General features: G+C 36.8%; 12 protein-coding genes. 5 read left to right on the top strand and 7 right to left on the bottom strand.

The window, feature by feature from the left end; translation table 11 throughout:
* Positions 1–80 precede the first annotated feature (80 nt).
* Positions 81–1,061 (top strand): transporter, encoded by a 981-nt coding sequence (locus tag AC3RVG_RS02110; protein WP_489689778.1) that lies wholly within the window; start codon positions 81–83, stop codon positions 1,059–1,061.
* An 8-nt stretch (positions 1,062–1,069) separates the two neighbouring features.
* The gene (locus AC3RVG_RS02105) at positions 1,070–2,188 is read left to right on the top strand and encodes a GTP cyclohydrolase (protein ID WP_489689777.1); all 1,119 of its coding nucleotides are present in this window, start codon (positions 1,070–1,072) and stop codon (positions 2,186–2,188) included.
* Positions 2,189–2,254: 66 nt separating this feature from the next.
* On the opposite strand, the gene capB is transcribed toward AC3RVG_RS02105, so the two are convergent.
* The 3 genes from capB to AC3RVG_RS02090 all read right to left on the bottom strand — a co-directional run bounded on the left by capB (position 2,255) and on the right by AC3RVG_RS02090 (position 6,921).
* Positions 2,255–3,514 (bottom strand): cysteate-C-fatty acyltransferase, encoded by a 1,260-nt coding sequence (gene capB, locus AC3RVG_RS02100; RefSeq protein WP_489689776.1) that lies wholly within the window; start codon positions 3,512–3,514, stop codon positions 2,255–2,257.
* A 155-nt stretch (positions 3,515–3,669) separates the two neighbouring features.
* Positions 3,670–4,707: a cysteate synthase gene (gene capA / locus AC3RVG_RS02095; RefSeq protein ID WP_489689775.1), complete on the bottom strand. Its 1,038-nt coding sequence runs from the start codon at positions 4,705–4,707 to the stop codon at positions 3,670–3,672.
* A gap of 78 nt (positions 4,708–4,785) precedes the next feature.
* Positions 4,786–6,921, bottom strand: coding sequence for a S9 family peptidase (locus AC3RVG_RS02090; RefSeq protein WP_489689774.1), 2,136 nt, complete (start codon positions 6,919–6,921; stop codon positions 4,786–4,788).
* Between the two features lie 149 nt (positions 6,922–7,070).
* On the opposite strand from AC3RVG_RS02090, the gene AC3RVG_RS02085 reads away from it, so the two are divergent.
* Together AC3RVG_RS02085 and AC3RVG_RS02080 are read left to right on the top strand one after the other, a co-directional pair.
* Positions 7,071–7,394, top strand: coding sequence for a YbaB/EbfC family nucleoid-associated protein (locus AC3RVG_RS02085; RefSeq protein ID WP_489689773.1), 324 nt, complete (start codon positions 7,071–7,073; stop codon positions 7,392–7,394).
* A gap of 100 nt (positions 7,395–7,494) precedes the next feature.
* Complete coding sequence (locus AC3RVG_RS02080; RefSeq protein WP_489689772.1) at positions 7,495–7,812, top strand: YegP family protein; 318 nt, start codon at positions 7,495–7,497, stop codon at positions 7,810–7,812.
* Positions 7,813–7,941: 129 nt separating this feature from the next.
* On the opposite strand, the gene pncA is transcribed toward AC3RVG_RS02080, so the two are convergent.
* From pncA to AC3RVG_RS02060, 4 genes are read right to left on the bottom strand one after another with little or no spacing between them, the layout of a single operon-like run.
* Complete coding sequence (gene pncA, locus AC3RVG_RS02075) at positions 7,942–8,532, bottom strand: bifunctional nicotinamidase/pyrazinamidase (RefSeq protein ID WP_489689771.1); 591 nt, start codon at positions 8,530–8,532, stop codon at positions 7,942–7,944.
* A gap of 3 nt (positions 8,533–8,535) precedes the next feature.
* Entirely contained in the window at positions 8,536–9,936 is a 1,401-nt protein-coding gene (locus AC3RVG_RS02070) for a nicotinate phosphoribosyltransferase (RefSeq protein WP_489689770.1), read from the bottom strand.
* A 10-nt stretch (positions 9,937–9,946) separates the two neighbouring features.
* The gene (locus AC3RVG_RS02065; RefSeq protein WP_489689769.1) at positions 9,947–10,972 is read right to left on the bottom strand and encodes a threonine aldolase family protein; all 1,026 of its coding nucleotides are present in this window, start codon (positions 10,970–10,972) and stop codon (positions 9,947–9,949) included.
* Between the two features lie 4 nt (positions 10,973–10,976).
* Positions 10,977–11,606, bottom strand: a complete 630-nt coding sequence (locus AC3RVG_RS02060) for a hypothetical protein (RefSeq protein WP_489689768.1) — start codon at positions 11,604–11,606, stop codon at positions 10,977–10,979.
* A 190-nt stretch (positions 11,607–11,796) separates the two neighbouring features.
* Here AC3RVG_RS02060 and prfB point away from each other — a divergent pair.
* Positions 11,797–12,904 (top strand): peptide chain release factor 2 gene (gene prfB / locus AC3RVG_RS02055; protein ID WP_489689767.1). Its coding sequence is split into 2 segments (ribosomal slippage): positions 11,797–11,859 and positions 11,861–12,904, totalling 1,107 coding nucleotides; the frame shifts between segments, so codons are not numbered across the junction.
* The last annotated feature ends 22 nt before the right edge of the window (positions 12,905–12,926 follow it).

Raw genomic sequence — 12,926 nt, 5'->3', positions numbered from 1 at the left:
GGATTGATGTATAAAAAGACGAATATTGACTATTAAATTAATGGTAAAATCTTATATCTTTGAACTAAACCCAACAATCCATGAACATCAAACTCCCCATATTAATTCTGCTCAGTTTTTTTGCCTTTTCAGAAGTTTCTGCACAGTATACCGAAATGATAAATCCGAACAGACCTGGTGGATCGCAAGGAGCATTTTCGGTAGGTACAAATATACTTCAGCTTGAATCTGGTTTCAGCTACGGAAAAGAAAAACACTCGCTCTTAAAAACTGATACAGATGGTTGGAATATAGATTATTCCATTCGTTACGGTTTTTGGAAAGAACGTTTAGAGGTGAGCCTTATGGGTGAATTTCAATCAAACACAGTTACCGATAGTCGCTCTGCTGCAGTTTTGGAATACGATCTTTCTAATTTTACAAGCAACACTATTGGCGCCAAATATTTAATTTACGATCCATACAGAAAACGCGATTTAAAAGGCCCAAACTTATATAGTTGGAAAAAAAATAACAAAATTCAATTAGAAGATTTAATACCCGCAATTTCAATTTATGCGGGAGCTAATTTCGATTTTGCAGATAATCCATTTACGCCCGAACCAGAAAGTGTGCTAAGTCCAAAAGTTGTAATTTCTACCCAAAACAATTTTATTGGAGGGTGGGTTTTAGTAACCAATATATTCGCAGACCGCGTTACAACAGAGTTTCCAACCTACGGGTACATCGTAACCATAACGCACGCAACTAACCGCTATTTTTCAATATTTATTGAAAACCAAGGTTTTAAAAGCGATTTTTATGCAGATCAATTACTTCGTGGTGGCGCTGCAGCTTTGATTAACAATGATTTTCAAGTTGATCTTTCACTTACATATAGTTTAAAAGATACCCCGTCAAAGTTTTATGGTCGTCTTGGGCTGGCGTATCGATTTGATATGCACAGCAAAGATGAATATTTGGAAGACGATGCAAATAAAAAAGCTGACGAAAAGAAAGAGAAAAATAAAAAACAAGATCGCCAAGAAGAATTAGATTTAGACGATAACGGCAAACAATAACATTTTATATGATTACTGTAAAACAAACCTCCTCTAAAAGTGATCTCAAAAAATTTGTCACTTTTCCTTTTAAACTCTACAAAGACAGTAAGTATTGGGTTCCACCTTTAATTAAGGACGAAATGGAAACCTTAGATACTAACAAAAACCCTGTTTTTAAAAACGCCGAAGCTTGGTATTATTTGGCTTATAAAAATGATGAAATAGTTGGACGTATCGCCGTTATTATAAACCATTTAGAAGTAAACGATCAAGGAAAGAAAAAAATTCGTTTTGGCTGGCTGGATATGGTAGACAATATTGAAGTTACCAAAGCACTTCTGGAAAAAGCCTACGAAAAAGGTCGTGAACACAACTTACAGTACGCCGAAGGGCCAGTAGGTTTTAGTAATATGGAAAAAGCCGGTATTCTCACTATGGGTTTTGAAGAATTAAATACCATGATTACTTGGTACCACTTTCCGTATTACGCCGAGCATTTGGAAAAACTCGGTTACGAAAAACAAGCTACTTGGGTTGAATATACTTTGCAAATTCCGGATACCATATTTGAAAAAGTATCTAAATTTTCAAGAATTATTCGTGAGCGCTACAAACTTTCAGTAATTCGTTTTAAGGATAAAAAGGAAATTTTGCCTTATGTGGATGATATGTTCGGGCTGCTAAACAAAACTTACAACACCCTACAAACATTCGTTCCTATTCAGCAATATCAAATTGATTATTATAAAGAGAAGTATTTCGGCTTTATTCACCCCGATTATATTTGTTGCATAAAAGATGAAACCGGAAAACTGATTGCTTTTTCCATTGTGATGCCATCGTTTTCAAAAGCACTGAAAAAAGCGAATGGTAAACTCTTTCCTTTAGGGTGGAGTCATATTTTAAGAGCACAGAAAAAGAACGATACCGCAGCCTTTTATTTAATAGGAATTGATCCTGAGTACCAAGGAAAAGGCGTAACCGCAATTATTTTTGAAGAAATGCAATATCTCTTCAATTCAAAAGGAATACACACCGTTGAAACTAATCCTGAATTAAAAGAAAACACTGCCGTGCAGTTGCTTTGGAAGGATTACAATCCAGTGCAGCATAAAGAGCGGAGTACGTTTAGGAAAGATATTTAATAAAAAAATCCACCTTAAAAAAGTGGATTTTTTTATATCGAGATTCCTGTCTTCACAGGAATTTTTTTATTCTCCCATCGCCTCTGCAACTGCAGCAGAAAGACGTTTGTATGTTCCATTCTCCAAACGTTCGCGGATAGATGAAAAAGCTTCTAAAGTCTCTTCAATGTCCTGCAAAGTGTGTGATGCCGTAGGAATCATTCTTAATAGAATTAATCCTTTCGGAATTACCGGATAAACAACAATTGAGCAGAAAATTCCGTGGTTTTCACGAAGATCTTTTACCAACGCCATTGCTTCTGGAATACTTCCTTTTAAATAAACTGGAGTAACACAGCTCTGCGTTGTTCCAAGATCAAAACCTTTTTTACGAAGTCCGCCTTGTAAAGCGTCTACATTTTCCCAAAGTTTAGCCTTAAGTTCTGGCATTGTACGAAGCATATCTAAACGCTTCAATGCTCCTTCAACTAAAACCATCTGCAACGATTTCGCAAACATTTGCGAACGCAGATTGTATTTAAGGTAATTCATAATTTCTTCGTCACCAGCAATAAAAGCGCCGGTGCTTGCCATCGATTTTGCAAAAGTTGCAAAATAAACGTCAATACCATCTTGCACTCCTTGTTCCTCGCCTGCTCCGGCTCCTGTTTTACCAAGAGTTCCAAAACCATGAGCATCATCTACGAAAAAGCGAAATTTATATTTTTCTTTAAGTGCGATAATTTCTTTCAATTTTCCTTGTTCACCGCGCATTCCGAAAACGCCTTCAGAAATAAGTAGAATTCCACCGCCAGTTTTTTCAGCAACCTTAGTAGCTCGCTGTAGGTTTTTTTCGATACTTTCCATATCGTTGTGTCTGTAAGTGAAGCGTTGCCCTAGGTGAAGACGAACCCCGTCAATAATACAGGCGTGTGCATCAACATCATAAACAATTACGTCATCTTTTGAAACCAACGCGTCTATTGTAGAAACCATTCCTTGGTATCCAAAATTTAAAAGATACGCCGCTTCTTTGCTCACAAAGGCAGCAAGTTCGCGCTGCAATTGTTCATGTAGATCTGTGTGGCCACTCATCATTCGAGCACCCATTGGGTAAGCAGATCCCCACTTTGCAGCTGCTTCGGCATCTGCTTTTCTAACTTCGGGATGGTTGGCAAGCCCTAAATAATCATTGATACTCCAAGTGATTACTTCCTTTCCCTTAAATTTCATTTTATTAGAGATTGGACCTTCCAGTTTTGGGAAAACAAAATAGCCTTCCGCTTGTTCAGCCCATTTCCCTAACGGACCTTTATCTTTGTAGATTTTATCGAATAAATCTTTCATTAAGTTTTTTGTTAAAATAGAGGACAAAATTAATTAAATTATCATTAGATTCTAGATTTTGGGCATGAGATTTTAAGTTATCGTATTTAATCACAATAAAAAATCCCGAAAACACAGTGCTTTCGGGATTTACAATAATATTATCAATTAATATCTCATTTTATATACTCGATCTTATGAATTTCAGCAGTTTCAGAATCAAAGAAACCTTGCTGGTTCATCCAGTCGTCATTGTAAATTTTACTCATATATCTTGAGCCGTGATCAGGAAAAATAACTACAATATTACTGTCTTCATTAAATTCTCCTTCTTCTTCAAGTTGTTTTAAACCTTGCATTGCAGCACCACTGGTATAACCCACAAATAGACCTTCAGTTTTAGCAAGCTCGCGCGCAGTATGTGCGCTGCTTTCATCTGTTACTTTTTCAAACTTGTCAATTATATTAAAATCTGTTGCCGTTGGAATCAAATTTTTACCCAAACCTTCAATTCTGTATGGATAGATTTCATTGGAATCAAATTCTTTTGTTTGGTGGTATTTTTGAAGCACAGAGCCATAAGCGTCAATTCCTATAACTTTTATGTTTGGATTTTGTTCTTTTAGGAAACGTGCAGTTCCAGAAATAGTTCCTCCCGTTCCACTGCAAGCTACCAAATGCGTGATTTGTCCTGCAGTCTGCTCCCAAATTTCGGGACCAGTAGATAGGTAATGTGCATCAATGTTCAATTCGTTAAAATATTGATTGATGTAAACCGAACCTTTTATTTCGCTGTGAAGTTTTTTTGCAACTTCGTAATACGAGCGCGGATCGTCTGCACTAACATTTGCTGGACAAACATAAACCTTAGCGCCCATGGTTTTCAGCATATCAATTTTATCTGCCGAAGACTTTGAACTTACAGCCAAAATACATTCGTAACCTTTAATAATGCTGACCATAGCAATACTGAAACCTGTGTTACCACTGGTGGTTTCTATAATGGTGTCGCCTGGTTTTAAGATTCCTTTTCTTTCAGCTTCTTCAATAATATAAAGAGCTATTCTGTCTTTTGTAGAATGCCCCGGGTTGAACGCTTCAACTTTTGCAAAGTAATTACCCTTCATCTTGTGGGTAATTTTAGCAAGCTTAATCAACGGTGTGTTGCCTATAAGTGCCAACACATTATTGTGGGCTTTTATTTCTTCTTTCATAAAGAGGTAGTTCGTTATAAAAAATACTCAGTTTTCAACCGAATTTTTCAACCGGACAAAGATAATGAAATATTTTTATTAGTCCTTGATTCCTTCCAAATCCAATATAAACGCATAATCCATCGCAACTTCCTTCAACGCTTCAAAACGTCCAGAAGCCCCGCCATGACCAGCATCCATATTAGTTTGGAGTAATAATATATTTTTGTCTTTTTTCAATTCACGCATCTTTGCAACCCATTTTGCAGGTTCCCAATATTGCACTTGACTGTCGTGTAGGCCTGTGGTAACAAGCATATTTGGGTAAGATTTCGCTTCCACATTATCGTATGGTGAATAACTTTTTATATAATTGTAGTATTCCACCATATTTGGGTTACCCCATTCGTCATATTCACCAGTTGTAAGCGGAATTGAATCGTCTAACATGGTAGTAACAACATCTACAAACGGAACAGAAGCTATAACTCCGTTATACAATTCGGGAGCCATATTTACGATTGCACCCATCAAAAGACCACCAGCAGATCCGCCTGAAGCGTATAAATGTTTTGGCGATGTGTAACCTTGGTCGATTAAATATTTTGAAGCATCTATAAAATCAGTAAAGGTATTTTTCTTTTTCAGCAGTTTTCCATCTTCGTACCATTGTCTTCCCATATACTCGCCTCCGCGAACGTGAGCAATTGCGAAAATAAATCCACGATCTAAAAGACTTAAACGCACCGTTGAAAAGTAAGGATCGATTGTGGCGCCGTACGAACCATATCCATAAATAAGCAACGGATTAGTACCATCTTTTTTAATGCCTTTTCTATAAATTACAGACATTGGTATTTTTGTTCCATCGGCGGCTGTTGCCCATAAACGTTCAGTTTCGTAATTGTTCTTATCGAATTTTCCACCCAAAACTTCAGTTTCTTTTAAAACTGTTTTCTCTTTGGTGTCCATATTGAAATCAATTACAGAAGCCGGCGTGTTTAATGAATTGTATCCGTAACGAAGAATTTTGGTGTCAAATTCTGGGTTTTGCGTTGGGAAAGCGGTGTAAGTTTCATTATCAAATGGAAGGTAATAATCTTCACTTCCCTCCCACTTCTTAATCCGAATTTTTGTTAGTCCGTTATTTCGCTCACTAACAACTAAGTAATCTTTAAAAATGTCAATATCTTCCAAAAGCACGTCACTTCTGTGCGCAATCATATCTACCCAATTTTCTTTGGAAGTATTGGCTTCCGAAGTTGTCATCAATTTAAAATTGAGCGCTTTGTCTTTGTTGGTCAGTACATACCAGCTATTTCCGAAATGCGAAATATTATATTCTAAACCTCTTTCGCGCTGCTGAAAAATTTTAAATTCGCCTGTTGGATTATTAGCATCCAGAACCCGATATTCTGAAGTAAGTGTGCTATACGAACCAATTACAATATATTTTTTAGATTTTGTTTTGTAAACATACGTTCCAAAAGTATCGTCAGTTTCAGTGTAAACCAGTTCGTCTGTAATTGGATCTGTGCCTAAAGTATGACGAAAAATTCTGTCTGCGCGCAGGGTTTTATCGTCCTTTCGAGTGTAAAAAAGCGTTTTATTGTCGCTGCCCCAAGTTGCACTCCCCGTGGTAAGCGGAATACGTTCTGTGTAGATTTCGCCAGTCTCAAGGTTTTTAATGTAAATAACATATTTTCTTCGGCTCAAAGTATCTACACCGTAAGAAATAAGTTTGTTGTCTTCAGAAACATTTAAGCCCGCAAGATTATAATAAGAGTAATCTTTCGCCATTTCGTTAACGTCAAAAAGAACTTCTTCTTTTGCATCCAACGAACCTTTTTTACGAGTATAAATTGGGTAGTCTTTACCAGTTTCGTAACGGGTTATGTAGTAATAACCGTTCAATTTGTAAGGAACAGACTGATCATCTTCTTTTATGCGCGCTTTCATTTCATCAAAAAGATCATCCTTAAACTTTTTGGTGTGCGCAGTCATCGTTTCGTAATAGGTATTCTCTTCATTTAAATAATCTATTACTTTTTTATTTTCAGGATCGTTAAGCCAGTAATAATCATCTATTCTAACATCGCCGTGTTTTTCAAGACTCTTTGATATTTTTTCGGCTTTCGGGGGAGTAATTTTCATATTTTTTGTTGAAGTTTCTTGCGCGTGTATTGAAGTCGCAAAAATAAGGGAAGCAATTGAAAGGAAGGCTAATTTTTTCATCTGTAAATAATATTTGTTAAACAAGAGGTTAAAGGCCTTTCTCACAATGAATGAATTGATTGAAAATTTTGAATAGGCATTTCATCATTGTAAGCTTGTTGAATAGTGTTACAAATTAGTAAATTTGCAGCAAACTAAAACTAAAAAATATGTTTGGAGATTTAATGGGAATGATGGGCAAATTAAAAGAAACCCAGAAAAAAGTAGAAGAAACCAAAAAACGATTAGACACAGTGCTTATTGACGAAGAAAGTAGCGACGGACTTCTAAAAGTAACACTCACTGCGAACCGAAAAATAAAAACCATCGAAATAGCAGACAGCTTGCTGGAGGATAAAGAACAGCTGGAAGATTATTTAATTTTAACGCTGAATAAGGCCATAGACAAAGCCACAAATGTAAATGAAGCCGAAATCGCAGCGGTTGCAAAAGATGGAATGCCGAACATTCCTGGAATGGATATGTTAAAGTAAATCACTTTAAATTTATTATAAATTGTAAATGTGATTTTTGAAACCCCTACTTTTTCACGATATTTAGGTCAGAATTATAAAATAATCTAAAACCTTATTTATGTTTGAATTAAAAAAGAGCGGTGATAAATTTCACTTTGTGTTAAAAGCCTCTAACGGACAAGTAATTTTAACCAGCCAGATGTACGCTACAAAAGCTTCTGCAATGAACGGTATTGAGTCTGTTCAGAAAAATTGTGGGAAAGATGATAGCTTTGAAATGAAAACCGCTAAAAACGGAAAAATCCATTTCAACGTTAAAGCGAGCAACGGTCAAATTATTGGAAGTAGCCAAATGTATGCTGCCGAAAGTGGTGCCAAAAACGGAATTGAATCTGTGCGCAAAAATGCTCCAGGGGCATCTGTAAAAGAGGTTTAATACAAACCTCTCAAATACTTTAACTGCAAATTCACGAATTATCTTTTCAAATTAATTCGTGAATTTGCAGTTTTTTTTATTTCAAAAACATTACAGAATTGATTAAAGTTTACATCAAATTTCCTTAGACTAAATAATCTGAATTCCGTTGTAAACCATTTTCTCTTTCAATTTTTTGAAACCTTCAATATCCAATGCTTTTGAAGCATCTTCAATAAAAAAGCAGGCAAAACCTTCCTTAAAGGCATCTAAAATGGAATAGTAAACACAGATATCTGCAGCCAGTCCGCAAAAATAAAGTTGCGAGGTGCCCTTCTCTTTTAAGTAGCCAGCAAGCCCTGTAGATTTTAAATGTCCATTGTCATAAAAAGCGCTGTAACTGTCCATACTTGGGTCTGTACCTTTACGGAATATTGCCTCCCAACAAGCAGTCTCAAGTTTCGGGTGAAAAAGCGTTCCATCAGTATTTTGAACGCAGTGGTCGGGCCATAAAGTCTGCGATTTCCCCTCAATTTCAATAGTGTCGAAAACCGATTTCCCTGGATGGTTTGAAGCAAAGCTGATATGATTTTGCGGATGCCAATCTTGAGAAGCTACAACCAAATCGAATTTAGACTGCATAGAATTAATTACTGAAACTATTTCATCGCCATTGGGCACGGGAAGCGAGCCGCCGGGCATAAAATCGTTTTGTGCATCTACAACTATCAGTGTCTTCATTAATTAAAATTTATGTTCCGAAACTAAACGATCTCGAACGTTTTTCAGGTTTGGGCTCAAACCAATTTTATAAATATGAGGGTTTTGAAAACGTTTATATTCGTCCGGCAAAAGCGCCAAACGAGCTTTGGTATATTTCGCAATTTCAGCAACCGTTTTCTTTTCAATAGTGCTTTTTCCATTGCGCATCACTTCATTTAAAAGTGCTTCACGGTCAAAGTTCTGAAGTTCCATACTTTTATTAGAATCAAAAGGATGGAGCATCTTTGCTATTTTTTCTTCCGAAGAAAGGCCAATTACATCTGCACCGTAAAACATTCCATTCTGGTCAATCATTCTATAAACCTGCTTTTTGGAAGGAAGCGATACTTTAATAATGTTCTCTGAAAGTTTAATGCGGGGATCGCCGTTGTATTCCGACAGTTTATACACGCCGTCTAAGGCGGCATCGGGTTTGCCGGTTACTAGGTTGGTGCCAACACCAAAAATATCTATAGGTGCTTTTTGCTCGTTCAAACTCTTTATTACATATTCATCCAACTGATTTGAAGCTACAATCCTAACATATTCCAAACCTGCATCGTCAAGTAAGTTGCGGGTTTTCTTCGCCAAATAGGATAAATCGCCACTGTCTAATCGCACACCGTACAATTTTTCGCCTCTCTTTTCCATTTCTTTGGCTACCGTAATAGCGTTCGGGATTCCACTTTTTAAAGTGTTGTAAGTGTCAACTAAAAGCACACAATTTTTTGAACGTATTTGTGCAAAATCGCGGAATGCTTCCAATTCATCGCCATAACTTTGAATAAATGAATGCGCCATCGTTCCCGAAGCCGAAATATTGAAATCTTCAGCCGCTTTAACATTGCTTGTACTATCAATTCCGCCAATTGCAGCGGCTCGTGAAGCAAAATAACCGCCAGTTGCGTGCGCTCGCCGTAACCCCATATCGAGCAAGATTTTATTTCCAGCACTATGCCGAATACGACTCGCTTTTGTTGCAATAAGCGTTTGAAAGTTTAGCATATTTAGCAAAACGGTTTCCACAATTTGCACTTCCATAATATTTCCTTCTACTTGAAGGATGGGCATATTCGGAAAAACAACATCGCCTTCGGCATTAGAAAGGATAGTTCCACGAAAACGGAAATCTTGTAGGTATTCTAAAAAATCTGCTTCAAAATCGTGACGCTTTAAGTAAGCAATATCTTCTTTTTTGAAGCGCAAATTTTCTAGAATCTCGAGAATATTTCCCAAGCCGGCAAAAATGGTGTAACCACCGCCAAATGGATTATTTCTGAAATAATAATCGAAAACAGCTGTACTTTTAGGTTTCGTTTTAAAGTAAACCTGAGCCATCGTTAATTGATATAAATCTGTATATGAGGCTGAAATATCGAGCATAAAGAAAATTCTATTGTGAATAATTATTCAGGACTTGTAAAAAGGTTTTGTGCATTTGGTCTGTATAATCTAAATGGGTTACAACCCGCAATTTTCCCTGCCCCATCGAACTTATCTTAATGTTTTTCTGAAGTAAATCCTTCATAAATTTTTCTTCGGAAACATCTTCTGAAAGATAAAATATTACAATATTAGTTTCTGTTGGTTCAACCTTTTTTATGTAAGATAGTTTTGAAATATTTTCAGAAATTTCAGCAGCTTTTTTATGATCTTCAGCCAAGCGATCTAAATGATTATCTAAAGCATAAATACCTGCTGCCGCCATAAAACCTATCTGCCGCATCCCGCCGCCCAATACTTTGCGAACGCGCATGGCTTTTTTCAATATATCTTTTTTCCCAAGTAAAACGCTTCCCATTGGCGTACCCAAACCTTTGCTCAGGCAGACCGAAATGGTATCAAAAACTTTTCCGTATTGTTTTGGGTCTTCGTTTTTTGCAATTAGCGCATTCCAAATTCGCGCGCCATCAAGATGAAGTCCTAAGCCGTGTGTGTCGCATACTTTTCTAATCTTTTCAATTTCAGAAAAATCATAACAAGCACCGCCGCCTTTGTTGGTGGTATTTTCTAAACAAACCAGAGTAGTAAGCGGACTGTGGTAAAAGTCTGGTGGGTTTATATTTTCCTCCACTGCTTGTGCCGTTATCATTCCTCGGTCGCCGTCTAAAAGTTTACACGAAACACCGCTGTTAAATGAAACTCCACCACCTTCGTAGTTGTAAACATGGGCCCATTTATCGGCAATTAATTGTTCGCCCGGTTGGGTATGCATTTTTATAGAGGCTTGGTTTGCCATGCTTCCCGTTGGGAAAAACAGTGCGGCATCCATGCCAAACATTTCTGCAAGTTTTTGTTCTAATTTATTTACTGTTGGGTCTTCTTTATATACGTCATCGCCAACTTCAGCAGTCATAATAGCCTGCATCATTTTTGGAGTAGGTTTGGTTACCGTGTCGCTTCTTAAATCTATAATCATTCTTTTAATTTTCTCTATAAAATTTACCGTTCTCGTCAAAACTTTTAATCATTTCTGAAATTAGATTATCAAGTTTTATTAATTCTAACGAGTTGTTATGGTCGGCATTAACATTTTTAAATTTTGATTCGTTTGTTAAATCAAATTCCTTAAACTTTTTTTCGAATACTTTTCCTTCCAAAACAAATTTGTATTCCTTGTGGCAGGATTTTACAGACATATTCCCAAATGCATCATCATCTACTTGTGCACTTTTAAATGGTTTTACTTCTTCTCTTTTTAAAGCTTCTTTTTCATTAAGCACCTTCACAATTGTTTTGTGTCTAACTATACTCATAGGTCTAAAACTTCCGCAGTTATCAAATTTTTGAATTTTTAAAACGGTATCACTTTCTTTCCAAATAACATAAGTAGAATAATACGTACTGCTCGATGTACACATTTTTCCATCGGGCATAGTAAAAATCATGACATTACCATCGCAATAATCTTTTCTGGAAAAATATTCAGGGTTTTGCTGTAATTCGAGCTCTGCGAATTTTTGAGCTACTAAGGAGTTTACATAGGCTTCGTCGTTTTGGGCGACAGCCATAGTGGAAATTATTAATGCGAAAAAAAACAATATATTTTTCATGACAATAGAGTTTAAATGGGTTAGCGACTATTTAGAATACAAATTCTAAGAAAGTATAAAATTAGCCGAAAAAATTATTCTTCTCACTAAGTTAATTCTATTTTTGTGATCGAAACATTTTGGAACTCTATTTTCAAGCTATTTATATTGAAAATACATCGAAAAATACCCGATTTCTCGGAACAAAAATATGACCACAACAGACCAAATTAAAGACCTTAAGGTGCGGCTAGATGCCTTGAGGCGCTATCTTTGACATTGCTGGCAAAAGCATAGAGATTACTAACGACGAAGAAAAAACTTTCGATCCTAATTTTTGGAATAACCCACGAGAAGCCGAAGCCTTTATGAAGGTTTTACGAACTAAAAAGAAATGGGTTACCGACTACGAAGCTGCAAAAACGCTTACCGAAGAAACTGAAATTTTTCTGGAATTTTATAAAGAAGGCGAAGGAAAAGCTGAAAATGTAGACGCTACTTTTGAAAAAGCAGAAGCCGCAATTGAGTCTATTGAATTTCGGAATATGCTTGGCCAAGAAGGCGATGATATGAGCGCCGTGCTTCAAATTACAGCGGGTGCCGGCGGAACGGAAAGTTGCGATTGGGCAGAAATGCTAATGCGCATGTACCTAATGTGGGCGCAGAAAAATAATTACAAAGTAAAGGAACTCAACTTTCAGGCTGGCGATGTTGCAGGAGTTAAAACTGTAACTATAGAAATTGAGGGTGAATTCGCTTTTGGGTGGCTAAAAAGTGAAAATGGCGTACACCGCTTGGTGCGTATTTCGCCATTTGATAGCAATGCGAAACGACATACAAGTTTTGCGAGTGTTTATGTATATCCGTTAGTTGATGATACCATCGAAATTGATATTAACCCAGCTGATATTTCTTGGGAATTTGCCCGAAGTAGCGGCGCTGGGGGACAAAACGTAAACAAGGTAGAAACAAAAGCTATCCTTACCCACCACCCATCCGGAATTATTATTCATAATAGTGAAACACGGAGCCAATTAGACAATCGCGAAAAAGCAATGCAAATGTTGAAATCGCAATTGTATGAAATTGAACTTCGCAAACAATTAGCCCAACGTGCCGAAATTGAAGATAGCAAAATGGCTATTGAGTGGGGTTCGCAAATTCGTAATTACGTTTTGCACCCTTATAAACTAGTGAAAGACGTGCGTACCGGCCACGAAACCGGAAATACAGACGCAATGCTCGATGGCGAAATTGATGGGTTTTTGAAAGCTTATTTAATGATGAGTGGGCAGAAAGAGAAATCGGATGAGCTTTAAGAAAAAGTGTGTAGTCTTCAGC

It is taken from the genome of Aequorivita sp. IT1282 (assembly GCF_058068205.1).
The sequence above is the reverse complement of the archived record's forward strand: the minus strand, read 5'-3'. Positions and strand labels throughout refer to the sequence as shown.

Excerpts from the sequence above, each read along its gene's own strand:
- AC3RVG_RS02090 (WP_489689774.1), bottom strand. The coding sequence starts at position 6,921 with ATGAAAAAATTAGCCTTCCTTTCAATTGCTTCCCTTATTTTTGCGACT.
- AC3RVG_RS02070 (WP_489689770.1), bottom strand. The coding sequence starts at position 9,936 with ATGCTCGATATTTCAGCCTCATATACAGATTTATATCAATTAACGATG.
- capA (WP_489689775.1), bottom strand. The coding sequence starts at position 4,707 with ATGAAAGAAGAAATAAAAGCCCACAATAATGTGTTGGCACTTATAGGC.
- AC3RVG_RS02065 (WP_489689769.1), bottom strand. The coding sequence starts at position 10,972 with ATGATTATAGATTTAAGAAGCGACACGGTAACCAAACCTACTCCAAAA.
- pncA (WP_489689771.1), bottom strand. The coding sequence starts at position 8,532 with ATGAAGACACTGATAGTTGTAGATGCACAAAACGATTTTATGCCCGGC.
- capB (WP_489689776.1), bottom strand. The coding sequence starts at position 3,514 with ATGAAAGATTTATTCGATAAAATCTACAAAGATAAAGGTCCGTTAGGG.
- AC3RVG_RS02080 (WP_489689772.1), top strand. The coding sequence starts at position 7,495 with ATGTTTGAATTAAAAAAGAGCGGTGATAAATTTCACTTTGTGTTAAAA.
- AC3RVG_RS02105 (WP_489689777.1), top strand. The coding sequence starts at position 1,070 with ATGATTACTGTAAAACAAACCTCCTCTAAAAGTGATCTCAAAAAATTT.
- AC3RVG_RS02085 (WP_489689773.1), top strand. The coding sequence starts at position 7,071 with ATGTTTGGAGATTTAATGGGAATGATGGGCAAATTAAAAGAAACCCAG.
- AC3RVG_RS02060 (WP_489689768.1), bottom strand. The coding sequence starts at position 11,606 with ATGAAAAATATATTGTTTTTTTTCGCATTAATAATTTCCACTATGGCT.
- AC3RVG_RS02110 (WP_489689778.1), top strand. The coding sequence starts at position 81 with ATGAACATCAAACTCCCCATATTAATTCTGCTCAGTTTTTTTGCCTTT.